Source organism: Streptomyces sp. CA-142005 (assembly GCF_050942335.1).
Lineage (GTDB): Bacteria > Actinomycetota > Actinomycetes > Streptomycetales > Streptomycetaceae > Streptomyces.
Map to the genome: position 1 here is coordinate 2,048,046 of NZ_CP192078.1, position 19,668 is coordinate 2,067,713.

Here is a 19,668-nt window from a genome sequence, read left to right on the forward strand (position 1 = left end):
GTGTGGATACGGATCTCGATAGGCTGAGGTCACACCACGCTGCCGGATGGCCCCAGGCGCGGCGCGTACGCAAGGAGGATCGAGAACTGATGGCAGGCAACTCGGACCCGCTCACGCCGCGGGCCAAGCTGGCCGTGACCGCGGGCAAGGCGGTCGCTGCGGCATCGCGCGCCGCGGGACGCGGCAGCGGGTCGGTGATCGGTGGCCGGGTCGCACTGAGACTCGACCCCGACCTGCTCGCCCGGCTCGCGCAGAACCTGGACGTCGTCCTGGTGTCGGCGACCAACGGCAAGACGACGACCACCCGGCTCATCGCCGAGGCGCTGCGCGCCGCGGGCCCGGTCGTGTCGAACGCGCTGGGCGCCAACATGCCGGCCGGTATCACCTCCGCGCTCGCGGGCGGCTCGGACGCGAAGTTCGGTGTCATAGAGGTCGACGAGAAGTACCTGGCCGGTGTGGCCCGGGACACCGACCCGAAGTGCATCGCCTTGCTGAACCTCTCCCGCGACCAGCTCGACCGTGCCGCCGAGACCCGGATGCTCGCCGAGAACTGGCGCGAGGGTCTGGCCGGGTCCAAGGCCGTGGTCGTCGCCAACTGCGACGATCCGCTGGTGGTGTGGGCCGCCTCCTCGTCCCCGAATGTGATCTGGGTCGCGGCCGGGCAGATGTGGAAGGACGACGCCTGGTCCTGCCCGTCCTGCGGTGGCGTGATGCAGCGCCCGGGCGACGACTGGTTCTGCGGTGAGTGCGGGTTCCGGCGGCCGACGCCGACCTGGGCGCTGTCCGGGGACCACGTGCTGGATCCGCACGGGTCCGCCTGGCCCATTCACCTGCAGCTTCCGGGCCGCGCCAACAAGGCGAACGCCGCCTCCTCCGCGGCCGTCGCCGCCGTCTTCGGGGTGCCGCCGCAGGTCGCCCTGGAGCGGATGTACCAGGTGCAGGCCGTCGCCGGACGCTATGACGTCGTGCAGTTCCAGAACCGCGATCTGCGGCTGCTGCTGGCCAAGAACCCGGCCGGCTGGCTGGAGACCTTCTCCCTGATCGACCCCCCGCCCGCCCCGGTGATCCTGTCCGTGAACGCCCGCTCCGCCGACGGCACCGACACCTCGTGGCTGTGGGACGTCGACTACACGCGGCTGACCGGCCACCCGATCTTCGTCATCGGCGACCGGAAGCTGGACCTCGCGGTCCGTCTGGAGGTGGCCAACCAGCACTTCCAGGTCTGCGAGAACCTCGACCAGGCCGTGCAGATGTGCCCGCCGGGCCGGATCGAGGTCATCGCGAACTACACCGCGTTCCAGGACCTGCGCCGCCGCGTCGGCAACTGATCTTCTGATCTCGAAGGGCGATCACCTCATGAGCGACAACCAACTGCGGCTGGTGTGGATCTACCCGGACCTGCTGAGCACCTACGGCGACCAGGGCAACGCCCTCGTCGTGGAGCGCCGGGCCCGGCAGCGCGGCCTGGACGTGGCCCGGCTCGACGTGCGCAGCGACCAGCCGATCCCGACCTCCGGCGACATCTACCTGATCGGCGGCGGCGAGGACCGTCCGCAGCGGCTGGCGGCCGAGCGGCTGCGCCGTGACGGGCATCTGCACCGGGCCGTGGAGAACGGCGCGATCGTCTTCTCGGTGTGCGCCGGCTACCAGATCCTCGGCCACGAGTTCATCAACGACCTCGGCCAGCGCGAGCCGGGCCTCGGCCTGCTCGACGTGGTGTCGGTGCGCGGCGAGGGCGAGCGGTGCGTCGGCGACGTGCTCGCCGACATCGACCCGCAGCTCGGCCTGCCGCAGCTGACCGGCTTCGAGAACCACCAGGGCGTCACCCACCTCGGCCCCACCGCCCGCCCCTTCGCACGGGTGAAGATCGGCAAGGGCAACGGCACCGGGGACGGCACGGAGGGCGCGTACAACGGGACCGTCTTCGGCACGTACATGCACGGCCCGGTCCTCGCCCGCAACCCGCAGATCGCCGACCTGCTGCTGAAGCTGGCGCTCGACGTCAACGCGCTGCCGCCGACCGACGACCGCTGGTACGAGGCGCTGCGCAACGAGCGCATCACGGCGGCGCAGCAGCCCGCGTAAGCGGCTCGACGGCACGATCCCAGCACCGTCTCAGCGCGCTCCGGCAGCCTCGTGGTAGGCCCGCCTGACGGCCCGTCCGCTCACATGTGCGGGCCCGTCCAGCAGGCGGACGCCCGCTACGGAGCCACCCCCTCACGCCGGTAGGGTGGCCGGGAATCCGCCGGACAACGTGGTCCGGTTACCCGGCCCACGTTGAGAAGGTATTTCGGGCTATGCGCATTGGTGTCCTCACGTCCGGCGGCGACTGCCCCGGCCTGAACGCCGTCATCCGGTCCGTCGTGCACCGTGCCGTCGCCGACCACGGCGACGAGGTCATCGGTTTCCGGGACGGCTGGAAGGGCCTCCTGGAGTGCGACTATCTCAAGCTCGACCTCGATGCCGTGGGCGGCATCCTGGCGCGCGGCGGCACCATCCTCGGCTCCTCCCGGGTCCGTCCCGAGCATCTGCGGGACGGGGTCGAGCGGGCCCGGGGCCATGTCGCGGAACTCGGCCTGGACGCGATCATCCCGATCGGCGGCGAGGGCACGCTGAAGGCGGCCCGGCTGCTGTCGGACAACGGGCTGCCGATCGTGGGCGTGCCCAAGACCATCGACAACGACATCGCCGTCACGGACGTCACCTTCGGCTTCGACACCGCCGTCACGGTGGCGACGGAGGCGCTGGACCGGCTGAAGACCACCGCCGAGTCCCACCAGCGGGTGCTGATCGTGGAGGTCATGGGCCGGCACACCGGCTGGATCGCGCTGCACTCGGGTATGGCGGCCGGCGCCCACGCCATCGTCGTCCCGGAACGGCCCTTCGACATCGAGGAGTTGGCGGCGAGGGTCGGCGAGCGCTTCGATGCGGGCAAGCGGTTCGCCATCGTCGTCGCGGCGGAGGGCGCCAAGCCCGAGCCCGGCACCATGGACTTCGACGAGGGCGGCAAGGACGTCTACGGCCACGAGCGCTTCGCCGGCATCGCCCGGCAGCTGTCGGTCGAGCTGGAGCAGCGGCTCGGCAAGGAGGCGCGGCCGGTGATCCTGGGCCATGTGCAGCGGGGTGGCACGCCGACGGCATACGACCGCGTGCTGGCGACCCGTTTCGGCTGGCACGCGGTGGAGGCGGTGCACCGGGGCGAGTTCGGGCGGATGACGGCTCTGCGCGGCACCGACATCGTGATGGTCTCGCTGGCGGAGGCCGTGGAGACCCTGAAGACCGTCCCGGTGGAGCGGTACGACGAGGCGGAGTGCGTCCTGTAGTGCGGCCGCGGACAAGCCGCCCCCGGTCACGGTCGTGACCGGGGGCGGTTCTACTCTTGGGGCGGACAACTTGCACAACCCCCACGAATCAGGAGCCGCCGGATGGATCACAGCGGGCACGGCATGACGATGGATCTGCCGCCGTTCACGCTGGGACGGGGGCTGGAGTGGTCCGCCGACCCGTTCTTCCTCGTCGCCTGCCTGCTCGGTCTCGCCCTGTACGGCTGGGGTGTCGTGCGGCTGCGGCGGCGCGGGGACGCCTGGCCGGTCGGCCGTACCGTGTCGTACGCCGTCGGTGTGCTGACCGTCGCCCTGGTGATGTGCACCAAGCTGAACGACTACGGCATGGTGATGTTCAGCGTGCACATGGTGCAGCACATGGTGATCAGCATGCTGTCGCCGATCCTGATCCTGCTCGGCGCCCCGGTCACGCTGGCGCTGCGCGCGCTGCCGACCGCCGGCCGGGGCCGCAAGGGCCCGCGCGAGCTGCTGCTGGCGCTGCTGCACAGCCGCTACATGCGGATCGTCACGCACCCGGCGTTCACGATCCCGATGTTCATCGCGAGCCTGTACGTCCTGTACTTCACCCCGCTGTTCGACTTCCTCATGGGGTCGAAGACCGGGCACATCGCGATGATGGTGCACTTCTTCGCCGTGGGCATGGTGTTCTTCTGGCCGATCATGGGCGTCGACCCGGGTCCGCACCGCCCGGGATATGTGATGCGGATGCTGGAGCTGTTCGCCGGCATGCCGTTCCACGCGTTCTTCGGCATCGCGTTGATGATGGCGTCGGCGCCGATGGTGAGCACCTTCGAGCACCCGCCCGCCTCGCTCGGCATCGACGCGCTGTCCGACCAGAACGCGGCCGGCGGGATCGCGTGGGCGTTCAGCGAGATCCCGTCCGTGCTGGTGCTGATCGCCCTGCTGTTCCAGTGGTACGGCTCCGAGCAGCGGCAGGCCAGGCGCAAGGACCGGGCCGCGGACCGGGACGGCGACAAGGAGCTGGAGGCGTACAACGCCTATCTGGCCTCGCTGAACGCACGCGAGAGCTAGCCGGAGCCGTCCCCTCCGGGCGGGAACCGGGGCACCATGGTCGAGGACGGACCATGAGGAGGGTGTCGCGATGCCCGGTTCCACGAACGGTTCCACCAAGGCGATGGGGGCTCTCACGGTCGGCGGGCTCGTCGTCGTGACCGCCTACACGGTCGCGCTCGGCAGCAACGGCTGGCTGTGGTTCGGATGGGTGGTGCTGGGGCTGCTGACGCTGGCCATGGTCGTCACCCAGTCGTGAGGCCGGCTGCCCGGCGGGGCTGACTACAGTGCCCGCATGAACAGCAGGACGCCCTCGTTCGACGACCTCGACCGCAAGATCATCACCGCGCTGATGGCGAACGCCCGGACCAGCTTCGCCGAGATCGGCGCGGGCATCGGGCTGTCCGCCACCGCGGTCAAGCGGCGCGTGGACCGGCTCCGGGAGACCGGGGTGATCACCGGGTTCACGGCGACGGTGAAACCCTCGGCGCTCGGCTGGCGCACCGAGGCGTACGTCGAGGTCTACTGCGAGGGCGCGGCCCCGCCCCGGCGGCTGGCGGAGGTCGTGCGCAACCATCCGGAGATCACCGCGGCCATGACGGTGACCGGCGGCGCCGACGCGCTGCTGCACGTGCGGGCGCGGGACGTGGAGCACTTCGAGGAGGTGCTGGAGCGGATCCGGGTCGAGCCGTTCATCCGGAAGACGATCAGCGTGATGGTGCTGTCCCACCTGCTCCCGGAAAGCCCCGAAGCGGGCGCGACCCACGCCGCACCGGAATGAGCCGAGGCATGCGCAGGAGTCGTGCGTCTGCGCCTTGAAAGACGCAGCGATGCTGCGCATCTAAGCAGCTTTCTTTGCTTGTCGGCCGTCCGCCTCCCTTTCTACCGTGGTGTACACCCCCAGTGACACACAGCAAAGCGGAGGAAACCCTCTGTGTCCGAAAGCCGTGTACAGCGCCCTCGGCGCTTTCTCGTCTGCGAACCCAGACACTTCGCCGTGCAGTACGCGATCAATCCCTGGATGAACCCCGACAAGCCGGTCGACGTGGACCTCGCCCGGGAGCAGTGGCAGACGCTGATCAGCGCCTACCGCGCCCACGGTCACACCGTCGAGTCGGTCGAGCCGGTCCCCGGGCTGCCCGACATGGTCTTCGCCGCCAACGCGGCGTTCGTGGTCGGCGGCCGGGTCTTCGGCTCCCTGTTCCACGCCCCGGAGCGGCGCCCGGAGTCGCTGCACTACGACACCTGGTTCAAGGCCGCGGGCTACGACGTGTACCGCCCGGAGTCGGTGACCGAGGGCGAGGGCGACCTGGTGTGGACGGGCCGCTACGTGCTCGCCGGCACCGGGTTCCGCACCACCCGTGAGGCGCACCGCGAGGCGCAGGAGTTCCTCGGCCACCCGGTGATCGGCCTGACCCTGGTGGACCCGTACTTCTACCACCTGGACACGGCGCTGTTCGTGCTGGACGACGACAACATCTGCTACTACCCCGAGGCGTTCTCGGCGGGCAGCCGGGAGGTGTTGCGCCGGCTGTACCCGGAGGCGGTGCTCGCCACCCGCGAGGACGCGATGGCGTTCGGCCTGAACTCCGTCTCCGACGGCCACAACGTCTTCATCGCCCCCCAGGCCGAGGCGCTCGCCGAGCGCCTGGCCGGCCACGGTTACGCCCCCGTCCCCGTCGACCTGTCCGAGTTCCACAAGGCCGGCGGCGGCATCAAGTGCTGCACCCAGGAGATCCGCTGATGACCGCACCCGCGCGCACGCGTACGTCCGACGACCTGATCCGTGCGGAGGAGCCGGTCCTCGCGCACAACTACCATCCGCTGCCCGTGGTGGTCGCCCGCGCCGAGGGCACCTGGGTGGAGGACGTCGAGGGCCGCCGCTACCTCGACATGCTCGCCGGCTACTCGGCCCTGAACTTCGGTCATCGGCACCCCGCGCTGATCGAGGCCGCGCACCGCCAGCTCGACCAGCTGACGCTGACCTCCCGTGCCTTCCACAACGACCGGCTCGCCGAGTTCGCCGAGCAGCTCGCGGAGCTGACCGGCCTGGACATGGTGCTGCCGATGAACACCGGCGCCGAGGCGGTGGAGAGCGGCATCAAGGTGGCCCGCAAGTGGGCGTACGACGTGAAGGGCGTGCCCGCCGACCGGGCGACGATCGTGGTCGCGGCGGAGAACTTCCACGGCCGTACGACGACCATCGTCAGCTTCTCCACCGACGAGACGGCCCGGGCCGGTTTCGGCCCGTTCACGCCCGGTTTCAAGATCGTGCCGTACGACGATCTGGCCGCGATGGAGGAGGCCGTCGACGAGACCACGGCGGCCGTGCTGATCGAGCCCATCCAGGGCGAGGCGGGCGTGCTCATCCCGAGCGAGGGCTATCTCGCCGGGGTGCGGGAGCTGACCCGCCGCAAGGGCTGCCTGTTCATCGCCGACGAGATCCAGTCGGGCCTCGGCCGCACCGGCCGCACCCTCGCCGTCGAGCACGAGGACGTCGTCCCGGACGTGCTGCTGCTCGGCAAGGCGCTGGGCGGCGGGATCGTGCCGGTGTCGGCGGTGGTGGCCCGGCGCGAGGTGCTGGGTGTCCTGCGCCCCGGCGAGCACGGCTCCACATTCGGCGGCAACCCGCTCGCGGCGGCGGTCGGCACGGCCGTGGTCGAGCTGCTCAGGACCGGTGAGTTCCAGCGCCGGGCCGCCGAGCTGGGCGCGGTCCTGCGGGACGGGCTGACCGAGCTGGCCGGCCGGGGTGTGCTCGGCTTCCGCTCCCGCGGCCTGTGGGCGGGCGTCGACATCGACCCGGCGGTCGGCACCGGCCGGGAGATCAGCGAGCGGCTGATGCGGGAGGGGATCCTGGTGAAGGACACCCACGGCTCCACGATCCGGCTGGCACCGCCGCTGACCATCACGGCGGAGGAGCTGCGGTCCGCACTGGCGGCCCTGGAGAAGGTGCTGGGTTCGTGACGCCGGTGTGGGGCGGCCGAGGCCGCCCCACACCGATCGCTCGCCTGCCCGAAGGGTGAAGATTGAGCCATGAGGGGGTAGACCACTCTCAGCTACAGAGAGGTCGGCCGTGAGCACTCACGAGGAGCAGGACGTGGCCGGGCGGCGGTTCGACGTGGCCGACGCCGCGCCCCTGCTGCTCGACGCCCAGGGCGTGGTGACGAGCTGGACGCGGGGCGCCCAGCGCCTGCTGGAGTACACGGCCACCGAGGTGGTGGGCACCAGGGTGACAGGCCTGCTGTCCGCCGAGGACGCCGCGCGGGTGCCCGAACTCGCCGAGCGGTGCCGCAGGGACGGCGGCTGGGTGGGGCTGCTGACCGCACGGCGCAAGGACGGCCGGCCGATACGGGTGATGGTGCGGATCACCCCGGCGATGGAACCCGGCGGGGCGCCGCACTGGCTGGTTCTCGTCTCCGACGTGGCCGGGGAACGCGGCTGGGACATGAGCCGCGGGGTGCTGGAGCAGATGGTGACCGACTCCGCCGTCGGGATGGCCATCGTGGACACCGATCTGCGGTGCGTGTGGTCGAACGAGGCCCTGGAGCGGTACGGCGGCGGCTCCCCGATCGAGCGGCTGGGCCGGCGGCTGGCGGAGATCCAGCCGGGCATCGACTCCGCCGACATCGAGACGCAGATGCGGCGTGTGCTGGACACCGGCCTGCCGGTGGTCGGGTACGAGCATGTCGGCCATGTGCGGTCCGCGCCGCACCGGGAGACGGCGCACATGATGTCGTTCACCCGCCTCGACGACGACCGGGGTCACCCGATGGGCGTGTACTACACGGTCGTCGACATCACCGACCGGCACCGCGCCCGGCAGCGACTGGCCCTGCTCGACCGGGCCGGCGAGCAGATCGGCCGGACCCTGGACATCGTGCGGACGGCACAGGAACTGGCCGACGTGGCCGTGCAGGACTTCGCCGACTTCGTCAGTGTGGACCTGCTGGAGTCCGTGCTGCGGGGTGCGGAGCCCGAGCCGCCGAGCGACAGGGACCAGGTGCCGCTGCGGCGGGCCGGGCACCAGTCGGTGAACCCCGGGGTCCCGGAGGCCGTCGTCGAGATCGGCGCGGTGGCCACCTACCTCGCCGGTTCGCCTCCGATCCGCAGTCTGACCACGGGCCGGTCCTGGCGTGAGGAACGGCTGGACCCGCTGGCCAAGGAATGGGCGACGGACATCCCGGGCGGCCGGATGGCGACCTTCCTGGAGCTCGGTGTGCACAGCGTGATGATCGTGCCCATCCGCGCGCGGGGCGTCACGATGGGCGTCACCACCTTCTTCCGCCGCCGCCGTCAGGAGCCGTTCGACGAGGACGACCTGAGTCTCGCCGAGGACCTGGTGTCCCGGGCGGCGGTCTGTGTGGACAACGCCCGCCGCTACACCCGCGAGCGGGACGCGGCCCTGGTCCTGCAGCGCAGTCTGCTGCCGCGCCGGCTGCCCGAGCAGGACGCGGTGGAGGTGGCCGCCTGCTACCGGCCGGCCGACGAGCTGACCGGGCTCGGCGGCGACTGGTACGACATCATCCCGCTGTCCGGTGCGCGCGTGGCCCTGATCGTGGGCGAGGTGCCGGGGCACGGGATCGACGCCGCGGCGGCCATGGGGCGGCTGCGCACCGCCGTACACACCCTCGCGGCGCTCGATCTGCCGCCCGAGGAGGTCCTCGCGCACCTCGACGACCTGGTGGGGCGGATGGCCCGGGAAGAGGGCATCCGGCCCGAGGACCCGGAGGCCGCCGGTATCCAGGCGGTGGGGGCGGGGTGCGTGTACGTCATCTACGACCCCGTCAACGCGCGCTGCACGATGGCCGCCGCGGGCCATCCCGCGCCCGCCGTCGTCCTGCCCGACGGCACCGTCAGCTTCGTCGAACTGCCGCAGGGGCCGCCGTTCGGGGCCGGCGGTCCGCCCTTCGAGGCGGTCGAGCTGACCCTGGCCGAGGGCAGCACGCTGGCCCTGCACACCGACGGTCTGCTGGTCCACGCCGACGACGCGGACGGCGCGGACGACGCCGGGGCCGATGCCGTGGACCACGACCGGCTGCGCCGCGCCCTGGAACGAAGCGCCCCCACGCTGGACATGCGCTGCCGGGCCGTGGTCGACGCGCTGGTCCCGGACCGGCCGCACGACGACGTGGCCCTGCTGATGGCCCGCACCCGGTTGCTCGACGCCGACCGGGTCGCCGACTGGGACCTGGCCGCCGACCCGGCCGTGGTCGCCGACGCCCGCAAGGAGGCCGCCCGGCAGCTGAGCGAATGGGGGCTGGAGGATCTGGTGTTCACCACGGAACTGGTCGTGAGCGAGCTGGTCACCAACGCCATCCGGCACGCGGAGGGCCCCGTCCGGCTCCGGCTGATCAGGGACCGGACCGCCCTGATCTGCGAGGTCTCCGACGGCAGCGCCACCGCACCCCATCTGCGCCATCCGCGCGCCACGGACGAGGGCGGCCGCGGACTGCTGCTGGTCTCCCAGTTCGCCGAGCGGTGGGGAACCCGGTACGCCCCCGGGGGGAAGATCATCTGGGCCGAGCAGTCCACGACGGACCCGCCCGCCTGACCCACACGGAACGTGCGTATGTCGCACGACGATGGGAAAACGGCGTCACTTCGCGGACGGGCGGTAGCCATGAACGACGAGGCCATCGACTATGCGGGGGTGTTCCAGGCCCTGCCGGGCATGGTGGCGCTGCTGAGGCCCGATCTGATCTTCGCGGACGCCAACGAGGAGTTCCTGCGGGCGGCCGGGCGCACCCGCGAGCAGGTGCTGGGGCGCTACCTCTTCGACGTCTTCCCGGACAACCCGAACGACCCCGGCGCATCGGGCATGCGCAACCTGGCCGCCTCGCTGACCCGGGTCGTGGCCACCGGCGAGCGCGACACCATGGCCCTGCAGCGGTACGACGTCGAGCACCCGGACCGGCCCGGGGAGTGGGAGGAGCGCTACTGGAGCCCGGTCAACGCGCCGGTGTTCGGCCCGGACGGGAGGGTGGTGCTGGTGGTGCACCGGGTCGAGGAGGTCACCGAGCTGATCCGGGCCCGCGGCCGCCCCGGCGGCGGCCGGGCCCGTGTCCTCGAGGCCGAGCTGTACACGCGCGCCCGCGAACTGCAGGAAGTGAACGAACGGCTACGCCAGGCCCACGCCCGCGAGCGCGAGGTGGCCCTCGTCCTGCAGAAGGCCATGCTTCCGGCCCACCGGCACGTCGGCCACCACCGCGCCGCGGTGCGCTACCGGCCCGCGGTCGGCGCGCTGAACGTGTGCGGGGACTGGTACGACCTCGTCGACCTGGTGGGCGGCAACCGCTTCGGCGTGGCCGTGGGGGACGTGGTCGGGCACGGCCTGGAGGCCGCCGGGGTGATGGGCCAGCTGCGCAGCGCGCTGAGCGCCGCCTCCCGGGTCGCCGCGGGGCCGGCGGAGGCCCTGAGCGTCCTGGGGCGGTATGCCCACGTCGTCGACGGCGCCGAATCGGCCACCGCCGTCACGACGTTCATCGACTGCGACCGCCGCACGATCACCTACAGCAGCGCCGGCCATCCGCCGCCCGTGCTCGTCCACCCCGACGGCCGCACGGAGTTCCTCGACCAGGCCACAGATCCGCCGCTCGACGCCCGCCCCGACCCGGCCCCGAGACCCGAGGCGGGCACGACCTACGACGAGGGCGCCACTCTCGTCCTCTACACCGACGGCCTGGTGGAGCGCCGCAGCGAGGACATCGACACCGGTCTGGCCCGCCTCGCCGACTCCCTCGCACGACATCGCGAGGAGGACCCCGAGAGCCTCGCGGACGCCGTCCTGCTGGAACTGCTGCCACCCGGGGGCGCGACCGACGACACGGCGCTGGTCATCGTGCGGCTGTGACCCAAGGCGGGGCCGGGAGCGTCATGGACGGCCCGGTGCCGTCGCCGAGGCCATGAAGACCGGCAGGGCCACGAAGAGGCGGTCGGACGCGGCGCGGGCTCGCTGTTCGGCGAGCCATGCCTGCGCGCGATCCGGCGGCACCTGGCTCTCCCCGTGCACCCCGGCGCCCTCCACCAGCCCGGCGGGCAGAGCGAGGCCGAGCGCGTCGGTGAAGACGACGGTGCGGACCTCGACCGCCACCTCGGTGAAGCCGGCGTCGAGCAGGAGGGAGCGATAGCGGCGGGCGGACCGGGGCGCGGTGACCCGGTCGGCGCGGGCGTGGACGAGGGTGCGGGTCAGCGCGGGGTCGTCGGAGTCGATGACGACGGTGTCCCAGTCCGGGCCGAGGAGCACGATTCGGCCGCCGGGGGCGAGCACCCGGCGCGCCTCCCCCAACGCCCGTTCCGGCTCGGCCAGTTCGTGGAACACCTTGTCCGCCCGGTATCCGTCCATCGAACCGTCGGCCAGCGGCAGCGCGCAGGCGTCCGCCTTCCGCAGATCCGCGTCGGGCCACCGCCGGCGGGCGATCGCGAGCATCGGCTCGGCGGGGTCGATCCCGACCGCCCGCGCACCCCGCGCGGCCAGCTCCGCCACGGCCCGTCCGGTGCCGCAGCCGACGTCCACGACCGGCGCGCCGGGGCGCAGGCGCAGCAGGTCGTAGGAGTGGCGGCGGAGTTGCCCGGCGGCGGGGCGCCGTTCCATCGAGTCGAGTACGGCGGCGAGTTCCGCACCGGAGCGCGGCTGTTGCTCTGTCGGCCTGGTCATGCCGGCCAGAGTGCGACTTAATGTCGGCATGAGGTCAACCGGCGGCTCACCGCCCCTGAGCATCGGCGCGCTGGCGGAGCGTTTCCGACTGGCCCCGCATGTGCTGCGGCACTGGGAGGCCACGGGCCTCCTCACCCCCGCGCGCGACCCGGCGGGACGGCGGCGCTACGGCCCCGCCGACGTCACCCGCGTCGCCGTGATCCTGCTGGCCAAGGAGGCCGGCCTGTCCCTGGACGTCATCCGCTCGCTCACCGCGACGGCGGATCCGGCGGCCAGGCGGGCCGTGGTGGAGGGCGAGGCCGCGCAGCTGCGCCGGCGGATCGCGGCGGCGCAGGCCTCACTCGGTCTGCTCGAGTGCGCGCTCGGCTGCGCTCACGAGGACATCACCGCCTGTCCGCACTACCGTCAGGCTGTGGAGAGCCTCATCACCGGCGAGGAACTCGACGAAGGGCATGAGCATGGACAGTTGCGGTTACAGATGACGACAGGCGCACGTGGTTTGGGCTGGACGAGGTAAGGGGCGAGCCGTGTTCTACTACCTGCTCAAGTACGTGCTGCTGGGCCCTCTGCTCAGACTGGTCTTCCGGCCCCGGATCGAGGGCCTGGAGAACGTGCCGGAGTCCGGCCCCGCGATCGTCGCCGGGAACCATCTGTCCTTCTCCGACCACTTCCTGATGCCGGCGATGCTCAGGCGCCGGATCACCTTCCTCGCCAAGGCGGAGTACTTCACCGGCCCCGGGCTCAAGGGTCGGCTCACCGCGTTCTTCTTCCGCAGCGCCGGGCAGATCCCGGTGGACCGCTCGGGCAAGGACGCCGGGCAGGCGGCGATCCGCGAGGGCCTGAAGGTGCTGGGCAGGGGCGAGCTGCTCGGCATCTATCCGGAGGGCACCCGGTCGCACGACGGCAGGCTCTACAAGGGCAAGGTCGGCGTCGCGGTGATGGCGCTGAAGGCCGGCGTGCCGGTCGTGCCGTGCGCGATGATCGGCACCTTCGAGGCCCAGCCGCCCGGGAAGGTCATCCCGAACGTCCACCCCGTCACCATCCGCTTCGGCAAGCCGCTCGACTTCTCCCGCTACGCCGGCATGGAGCAGGAGAAGGCGATCCTGCGGGCCGTCACCGACGAGATCATGTACGCCATCCTGGTGCTGTCCGAACAGGAGTACGTCGACGAGTACGCGGCCGTCGTCAAGGAACGGTCGGCCGCTGAGCAGGGCACCAGGGAACGCAGGTTCCCCCGGGCGCCGCTGAGCTGAACGCCTCTGCCGACGGCAGAAGGTCCAGCGCCCCGGCGGCCCGTGTCCCTAGGCTCGCCCCATGAGGACAGCTGTGGTGATCGGGGCGAGCGGACAGATCGGCCGTCCGGCGGTGGCGGCGCTGGTACGGGACGGCTGGGAGGTGACGGCGGCCTCGCGGGGCGGCGGCCGGGACCGGACGTGGGGCGACGGGGTACGGACGGTCCGGCTGGACCGTTCCGACGACGCCGCCCTGGCCGCGGTGGTCGGCGACGGCTGCGACCTCGTCGTCGACATGGTCGCCTACGACGCCGCGCACGCACGGCAGTTGACGTCCCTGGCGGGCCGTGTCGGCTCGGCGGTCGTGATCTCCAGCGTGTCCGTGTACGACGACGGCAGGGGCCGGAACTTCGACACGCTGCACGAGCCGGACGGATTTCCCGACTACCCGGTGCCGGTCCCCGAGACCCAGCCGACGGTGGCTCCGGGCGAGGCGTCGTACAGCACCCGCAAGGCCGCGCTGGAACGCGAACTCCTCGCGGCCGCCGACCGGTTGCCGGTGACCGTGCTGCGGCCGGGCGCGGTGCACGGGCCGTACAGCCCGCTGCCCCGTGAGCTGTACTTCGTCAAGCGGAATCTGGACGGCAGGCGCAGGCGGGTGCTGTCGTACAAGGGCGAGAGCCGGTTCCATCCGTCGAGTGCCCGGAACATCGCCGAGCTGGTCCGGCTGGCCGCGGCCCGGCCCGGTGCGCGAGTGCTCAACGCCTGTGACGGCGAGGCGCCGACGGTGGCCGAGATCGGCTCGGCGGTCGACGCGGTGATGGGCGTGGAGACGGAGACGACCCTCCTCGACGGCCCTCCCGACGGCTCCGTCGGCCGGACCCCCTGGTCGGTTCCGCTGCCGGTCGTCTTCGACATGTCCGCCGCCGAGCGGGAGTTGGACTACCGGCCGGTGGTCTCGTACGCCGAGAGCCTGCCGGAGACGGTCGGGTGGCTGACGGACGCGCTCTCCGGCCGGGACTGGCGGGAGTGCTTCCCGCTCCTCACCCAGGTGTATCCGGACCTGTTCGACTACGCGGCCGAGGACGCCCGGTTCGCCGAGTGAGCGCGCGAGAGCGAAGGCATGAGCGAGGGGCGGCCGGAGAGCCCGGCCGCCCCTCGTCGCCGACGATCCCGGTTACGGCTTGGGCGTGGCGTGCGGGTCGCAGGTCACGTCCGCGCCGTCCAGCTTGCCGTCGATCAGGTAGGAGTCGACGCGCTGGTTGATGCAGGGGTTGACCAGGCCGGTCACACCGTGCGAGCCCGCGTCCTTCTCGGTGATCAGACGGGAGCCCTGGAAGCGCTTGTGCAGTTCGACGGCGCCCTCGTACGGAGTGGCGGCGTCCCGGGTCGACTGCACGATCAGCACCTGCGGCAGGCCCTTGTGGGTCCGCACGTCGACCGGGGTCTGCTGCTTGACCGGCCAGGTGGCGCAGGGCAGGTTCATCCAGGCGTTGGCCCAGGTCATGAACGGGTAGCTCTTGTTGAGCTCGGTGTTGTCCTTGTCCCACTTCTTCCAGCTGGTGGGCCACTTGGCGTCGGTGCACTCGACGGCCGTGTAGACGGCGTTGCCGTTCTCGGCCGAGATGTTGCCGGCCGTGTCGGACATGTCGGGTGCGGCGGCGTCGACCAGCGCCTGGGTGTCACCGGCGACGTACTTGGCGAACACCGTGGCGACCGGCACCCACGAGGAGTCGTAGTACGGCGCGCTCTGGAAGAAGGCGATCAGCTCGGCCGGACCGACGACCCCGCCGATGGGGCTCTTCTTGGCGGTGGCGCGCAGCTGGAGCCACTTGGCCTGGACGGCGTCACGGGTGGTGCCGAGGTGGAAGGTGGCGTCGTTCGCGGCGACCCAGTCCTCCCAGTCCTTCCAGCGGCCCTCGAAGGCGATGTCCTGGCCCAGGTTGGCCTGGTACCAGATGTTCTCGCGGGCCGGGTTGACCACGCTGTCCACGATCATGCGGCGCAGGTGGCCCGGGAAGAGGGTGCCGTAGACGGCGCCGAGGTAGGTGCCGTAGGAGACACCGAGGTAGTTGAGCTTCTTCTCGCCCAGGGCGGCGCGGACGACGTCCAGGTCGCGGGCGGTGTTCGGCGTGGTCATCTGCTGGAGCATCGCCTGGCCGGTGCGCTCCAGGCAGCCGTCCGCGTACTCACGGGCCAGCTTGCGCTGGGCCGTCTTGTCCGCCTCGGTGTCCGGCACCGGGTCCATCTTCGGCGCCTTCACGAACTCCTGCGGGTCCGCGCAGGAGATGGGCGCGGAGTGGCCGACGCCGCGCGGGTCGAAGCCGACGAAGTCGTAGGCCTTGGAGACGTTCGCCCAGACGGGGTTCTTGGTGGTGACCCGGCGTGGGAAGCGCAGGCCGGAGCCACCGGGACCGCCCGGGTTGTAGACGAGGGCGCCCTGGCGCTCCTCCTTGGTCCCCGTGTTGCCGATGCGGTCGACGGCGAGCTGGATCTGCTTGCCGTACGGGTGCGCGTAGTCGAGCGGCACGCTCACCCAGCCGCACTGGATGGGCTTCTCCAGCCCCCAGTCGGCCGGACAGTCCTTCCAGTCGATGCCGGCCTTGGCGGCGCGGGCGGCGGCGATCTCGGCGCCCTTGGCCTCCCGGTCCGGGCCGGGCCGGCCGGCGGCGCTGGCCGCGGGCGCCGAGACGGCACCGGCGATCAGGGTGGCGGTGACGAGCGCTCCGGCCGAACCGAGCGCCAGCAGGCGGCTCTTCGGTCTGTTGTCCCTCAAGTGGGCCCCTCCCCCTACGTCAGGATCACTGCGAGTGGTTCGGAGGATCCTCTCCGCTGTGTGCCGTCTGAGAACAGGGGGTGTTTGCCATCTTTACCAATCCGATAAACGGATGGTCATGTTCGCGCCGGGGGTTCCAGTCGCCGTCGCATGCTCTGCGGGGTGCAGCGGCTGAATCCCCCTCAGTCTCCGTCGGCGCTACTGCGGTTGAGTGACAAGAAGCGTGGATCCACGGACGCTCACGATCTGACGAGCTGATTTCTTTTACCTTCTACCGGGATTCGGATGTGTCGCCCAGCAGGCGGCCGCCTGCTGGGCGGCCCCCATGGAGGTCATCGCATGAATCTTCGTGCCTGGGTTGCAGCGCCACTGGCGGCTGCGGCTGTCGCCGTCATGCCTCCGTCGCCCTGTGTCGCTGCCCAGGCGTCCGCACGGCACGCGTCCACATCCCTGCGGCTGCACGAAGACGACGACGGGCCCCACGGCCCCTGGCGTCCCTGCCACAGTCCCCGAGGTGTCGTGCTCATCGACAAGACCCTGAGGGCGATTCTGACCAATGGCCGGCGTGGGCCGGAGGCCGTCGTCCTCGAAGGGGACCCGGGATCGTCCTCGTCACCGGCGGCACCCTGGACCAGCTTTTCCGTCACGACGTATCTGGACGCCACCTACCCCGTCAACTCCTCCGGCCAGTACCAGTTCGAGATCCGTGACTTCTTCAGGGTGCACCCGCTCTTCGTGGTGAAGGCCTTCGACGACCACCGGCGGGTCTTTCCCTTCCCGGCCACCCACTGCAACGGCGGCAAGGACGGCGGAGGCCGCGAGGACCGCGCTCGTCCGCACGGCGGTACACCTCGAGAAGGGAGCCCGTCCGGCTCTCCACTCCCCCGGACGGGCGCCCCTTCCCCTCTTCCGCGTCTCAGCACGGCCGCCGACCGGAGCGCCAACCTTCTGAGCGGGCAGAACATCGCGATCGCGGCCGGCGGTTTGCTGATGGTTTCGGGAACGCTGGCTGTGGCCTGGCTTCGCCGACGTCGTTCTGCCGACTGATGCTCGACCGGAAGAGGAACCGGCGGCAGTCTTTCCGGCATGTGACACCAAGTCAGGAACCCGACACGGCGAAGACTCGGCCTGGACCGGCCTGGTTCAGCCGTCCTCGTCCTCCACCTGGCCGGCAACGACCGGCTCGCGGTCCGGTACCGGCCGGCCGGCCCCGGTGTGGCGATCGGGGCGAGAGCCGAGCACGTCTTCCACCGACGGCATCCCCTGCGGTTCGACCGCCACCGACGGGTGCGCAGCGTCGCTGCCACTGGTCGCCGGAGGTCTCTCCGAGGAACCGGTTGGGAGGAAAGGCTGTATCGGGTGGTCACTGGCATCACCCAGGTGGCTGGGTGTGGCCGTGACGCTGGGCCGGGCTGTGGGGCTGGGCTTGGCCGAGTGGTGAGGCTTGGCCGAGTAGTGAGGCTTGGCCGAGTAGTGAGGCTTGGCCGAGTGGCGGGGTTTCGCCAAACGGCTGAGCGTGACCGAGGAATCATTGCTTCCCTCGTTGGTTCCCGCGTTGCCTCCCGAGGAGGCCGAGGTGCCGGATGGGCTGAGGGAGTCCGAGGCGCTCGGGAGCGGGTCGTGGGGACAGGGCCAGTCGGGGTTCTTGAACCCGAAGCTCAGGCCAAACTCCTCGTCGCAGCCGCCCCAGTATGTTCTCACCCAGCCGCAGTAAGGGCCGCCGTAGCTCCAGCAGGGAAGCGCTGACTGCTGCGGGACCGGTTCCGTAGAGGGTGACTGGGACGATTCCGCTTCGCCCCGCGAGAGGCCGGAGGCGCTGACCATGCGAACCTGCGTGGCATCGGCACTCCGGGGCATCCAGTCCGCGAAGAAGGCCAGGCCGACGGCTGAGGTGGAAGCCGCCACCGTTGCAGCGGCGAGAACGCCGCGGATCAGGTGCATGACTGTTCCTCCCGGCTTTGCGGTCTGTGGCGGGGCGGACGAAGGTCTGTGCACGGGTGCCCCCGCCGTGAACGCTCGAGCCGAACGTATGCTTTGAAGATCCTCCCAACAACGAGCGAACCGGTGGTCAGGTCGCCTTGCTCCGGTTTTTCACTCGAAGAGTCGCGCCTACCCCTCACGGTGGCGGGACGTCCGGCAGCCGCCCGGCCATCGGCTGGTCGGCCTCCGACTCCGCGCCCGTCGTGGGGCGCTTCAGCTGAGCCTTCCCAGTGCCTCGTCCAGGAGTCGTCGTAGCCTGAGCGCGTCCGACGCCACCGCGGTCACCAGTGCTGCGGGGCCGGCCAGCGGCGTCAGGGCGGCGCACTCGTCCAGCATCTGGGGCTCGACCGGTCGGACCGCGTACTCGGGCCGCACCACGAGGAGTTGTCCCACCGCCCGGCGCCCCGCCAACACCGCCGGTCCGTCCCAGCCTCCCGGAGCCCCGGGACCGCAGGCCAGCTGCTGGTCCAGTACCGTCCGGCCCGCGACCCGTACGGTCAGTCGGCTGGTGAGCCGTCCGGGTTCCTCCCCCGTCCGCCCGAGAACCTGTTCCTCACGCAGTACGAGCCGGGCTCCGGCCGCGAGTTCGGCCCGGGTGGTGACACGCAGGTCACTGCCGCGGGCCGAGATCAGCTGCTCGGGCAGCCAGTGCAGTTCGGCCTCGTCGGCCACGTCGAGCCGTACGTCGTAGCGGGCCTCGCCCTTGGCCTGGCCGGGCAGGGCGAGGGTGGCGGCGGCCGAGCCCACGTGCAGCCGGGCGCCCTCCGCCACGCTCGCCGTGAGCGAGAACCGGTCGCCGCCGAGCGGGCCGCTCATCGCGCCGACGACCATGACCCTCGCCTCCCGGCCGGCGGACCGGGTGCGGCGCAGGGCCAGCGGGCCGTCGCCGTCCAGTACGGGCAGCGCGGTGCCGCCCCGGCCGTCGGCGCGGGCCACGATCCGCGCGTCGGCCCGCACCCCGGTGCCGGTCACGCCGTCCACGCGGCGAGCCGCTCGCGTACCCAGGCGGCCACGTCGGCGACGCCCCTCTCGCTACGCAACGACTGGAAGACCACCGGGAGTTCGGCGCGCTGCGCCTTGGCGTCGGCGGCCATCCGGGCGAGGTCGGAGCCGACGTGGGGCGCGAGGTCGGTCTTGTTGACGACGAGCAGGTCGGCCGTGGTGACCCCGGGGCCGCCCTTGCGTGGGATGTCGTCGCCGCCCGCCACGTCGATCACGAAGATCTGCGCGTCCACCAGCCCCTTGGAGAAGGTGGCGGTGAGGTTGTCGCCGCCGGACTCGACGAGGATCAGGTCCAGCGGGCCGACCGCGTCCTCCAGGTCCTCCACGGCTTCGAGGTTGGCGGAGATGTCGTCGCGGATCGCGGTGTGCGGGCAGGCGCCCGTCTCCACGGCCGTGATCCGCTCGGGCGGCAGCACGGCCTCCCGGAGCAGGAACTCGGCGTCCTCACGGGTGTAGATGTCGTTGGTGACGACGGCCAGCGACAGCTCGTCGCGCAGGGCCCGGCAGAGCGCGGCGACGGTCGCGGTCTTCCCGGACCCTACGGGGCCGCCGAGCCCGATGCGCAGGGCGCGCCGCGATCCGTCGGGCCGGTGCGCGTCCGCGCTGAGGGCGGCGGGGCCGGAGTGGGTGTGGTCGAGGTGCATGTACGGCTCCAATGTCTGACACGTC

19 protein-coding genes are annotated in these 19,668 nt (G+C 71.6%); 14 read left to right on the top strand and 5 right to left on the bottom strand.

The annotated features are described in order from the left end of the window. The first annotated feature begins 89 nt into the window (after positions 1–89). The 10 genes from ACQPXS_RS09815 (at position 90) to ACQPXS_RS09860 (ending at position 11,205) form a co-directional block, all read left to right on the top strand. Entirely contained in the window at positions 90–1,328 is a 1,239-nt protein-coding gene (locus tag ACQPXS_RS09815; RefSeq protein ID WP_351811588.1) for a MurT ligase domain-containing protein, read from the top strand. Positions 1,329–1,356: 28 nt separating this feature from the next. Next, complete coding sequence (locus ACQPXS_RS09820) at positions 1,357–2,085, top strand: type 1 glutamine amidotransferase (RefSeq protein WP_351811585.1); 729 nt, start codon at positions 1,357–1,359, stop codon at positions 2,083–2,085. Between the two features lie 212 nt (positions 2,086–2,297). Next, positions 2,298–3,323 carry a 6-phosphofructokinase gene (locus ACQPXS_RS09825; RefSeq protein WP_365326957.1) on the top strand — a complete coding sequence of 342 codons (1,026 nt, stop codon included), beginning with the start codon at positions 2,298–2,300 and terminating at the stop codon, positions 3,321–3,323. 102 nt (positions 3,324–3,425) lie between these two features. Beyond that, the gene (locus tag ACQPXS_RS09830) at positions 3,426–4,376 is read left to right on the top strand and encodes a cytochrome c oxidase assembly protein (RefSeq protein ID WP_365326955.1); all 951 of its coding nucleotides are present in this window, start codon (positions 3,426–3,428) and stop codon (positions 4,374–4,376) included. Positions 4,377–4,446: 70 nt separating this feature from the next. Next, positions 4,447–4,614: a hypothetical protein gene (locus ACQPXS_RS09835; RefSeq protein WP_107093214.1), complete on the top strand. Its 168-nt coding sequence runs from the start codon at positions 4,447–4,449 to the stop codon at positions 4,612–4,614. 36 nt (positions 4,615–4,650) lie between these two features. Continuing rightward, positions 4,651–5,136 (top strand): Lrp/AsnC family transcriptional regulator, encoded by a 486-nt coding sequence (locus tag ACQPXS_RS09840; protein ID WP_351811575.1) that lies wholly within the window; start codon positions 4,651–4,653, stop codon positions 5,134–5,136. Between the two features lie 153 nt (positions 5,137–5,289). Next, the gene (gene ddaH / locus ACQPXS_RS09845; protein WP_356305632.1) at positions 5,290–6,099 is read left to right on the top strand and encodes a dimethylargininase; all 810 of its coding nucleotides are present in this window, start codon (positions 5,290–5,292) and stop codon (positions 6,097–6,099) included. Beyond that, entirely contained in the window at positions 6,099–7,319 is a 1,221-nt protein-coding gene (gene rocD / locus ACQPXS_RS09850; protein WP_433448882.1) for an ornithine--oxo-acid transaminase, read from the top strand. Before ddaH ends, rocD begins: the two co-directional genes overlap by 1 nt. 109 nt (positions 7,320–7,428) lie before the next feature. Next, positions 7,429–9,906: a SpoIIE family protein phosphatase gene (locus tag ACQPXS_RS09855; protein WP_433448884.1), complete on the top strand. Its 2,478-nt coding sequence runs from the start codon at positions 7,429–7,431 to the stop codon at positions 9,904–9,906. Between the two features lie 69 nt (positions 9,907–9,975). Beyond that, positions 9,976–11,205 carry a PP2C family protein-serine/threonine phosphatase gene (locus tag ACQPXS_RS09860; protein WP_433448886.1) on the top strand — a complete coding sequence of 410 codons (1,230 nt, stop codon included), beginning with the start codon at positions 9,976–9,978 and terminating at the stop codon, positions 11,203–11,205. Between the two features lie 21 nt (positions 11,206–11,226). On the opposite strand, the gene ACQPXS_RS09865 is transcribed toward ACQPXS_RS09860, so the two are convergent. Continuing rightward, positions 11,227–12,009 carry a methyltransferase domain-containing protein gene (locus ACQPXS_RS09865; RefSeq protein WP_433448888.1) on the bottom strand — a complete coding sequence of 261 codons (783 nt, stop codon included), beginning with the start codon at positions 12,007–12,009 and terminating at the stop codon, positions 11,227–11,229. Between the two features lie 28 nt (positions 12,010–12,037). On the opposite strand from ACQPXS_RS09865, the gene ACQPXS_RS09870 reads away from it, so the two are divergent. The 3 genes from ACQPXS_RS09870 to ACQPXS_RS09880 all read left to right on the top strand — a co-directional run bounded on the left by ACQPXS_RS09870 (position 12,038) and on the right by ACQPXS_RS09880 (position 14,346). After that, the gene (locus ACQPXS_RS09870) at positions 12,038–12,526 is read left to right on the top strand and encodes a MerR family transcriptional regulator (protein WP_433448890.1); all 489 of its coding nucleotides are present in this window, start codon (positions 12,038–12,040) and stop codon (positions 12,524–12,526) included. A 10-nt stretch (positions 12,527–12,536) separates the two neighbouring features. Then, positions 12,537–13,262, top strand: a complete 726-nt coding sequence (locus ACQPXS_RS09875; protein WP_356305620.1) for a lysophospholipid acyltransferase family protein — start codon at positions 12,537–12,539, stop codon at positions 13,260–13,262. A 61-nt stretch (positions 13,263–13,323) separates the two neighbouring features. After that, complete coding sequence (locus ACQPXS_RS09880; RefSeq protein ID WP_433448892.1) at positions 13,324–14,346, top strand: NAD-dependent epimerase/dehydratase family protein; 1,023 nt, start codon at positions 13,324–13,326, stop codon at positions 14,344–14,346. 72 nt (positions 14,347–14,418) lie between these two features. Here ACQPXS_RS09880 and ACQPXS_RS09885 read toward each other — a convergent pair whose 3' ends face one another. Beyond that, positions 14,419–16,017, bottom strand: a complete 1,599-nt coding sequence (locus ACQPXS_RS09885; RefSeq protein WP_433448894.1) for an alpha/beta hydrolase — start codon at positions 16,015–16,017, stop codon at positions 14,419–14,421. A gap of 519 nt (positions 16,018–16,536) precedes the next feature. Between ACQPXS_RS09885 and ACQPXS_RS09890 the strand changes: the two genes are divergently transcribed. Continuing rightward, on the top strand, positions 16,537–17,064 hold the full coding sequence (locus ACQPXS_RS09890; RefSeq protein ID WP_433448896.1) for a hypothetical protein: 528 nt from the start codon (positions 16,537–16,539) through the stop codon (positions 17,062–17,064). A gap of 96 nt (positions 17,065–17,160) precedes the next feature. On the opposite strand, the gene ACQPXS_RS09895 is transcribed toward ACQPXS_RS09890, so the two are convergent. The 3 genes from ACQPXS_RS09895 to ureG all read right to left on the bottom strand — a co-directional run bounded on the left by ACQPXS_RS09895 (position 17,161) and on the right by ureG (position 19,643). After that, a complete protein-coding gene (locus tag ACQPXS_RS09895; protein ID WP_433448898.1) occupies positions 17,161–17,958 on the bottom strand; it encodes a hypothetical protein in 798 nt (265 codons plus the stop codon). A gap of 252 nt (positions 17,959–18,210) precedes the next feature. Next, positions 18,211–18,978 carry an urease accessory protein UreD gene (locus ACQPXS_RS09900; RefSeq protein WP_433448900.1) on the bottom strand — a complete coding sequence of 256 codons (768 nt, stop codon included), beginning with the start codon at positions 18,976–18,978 and terminating at the stop codon, positions 18,211–18,213. Beyond that, positions 18,966–19,643 (bottom strand): urease accessory protein UreG, encoded by a 678-nt coding sequence (gene ureG, locus ACQPXS_RS09905; RefSeq protein ID WP_390683158.1) that lies wholly within the window; start codon positions 19,641–19,643, stop codon positions 18,966–18,968. The genes ACQPXS_RS09900 and ureG overlap by 13 nt, the downstream gene beginning before the upstream one ends. Positions 19,644–19,668 lie beyond the last annotated feature (25 nt).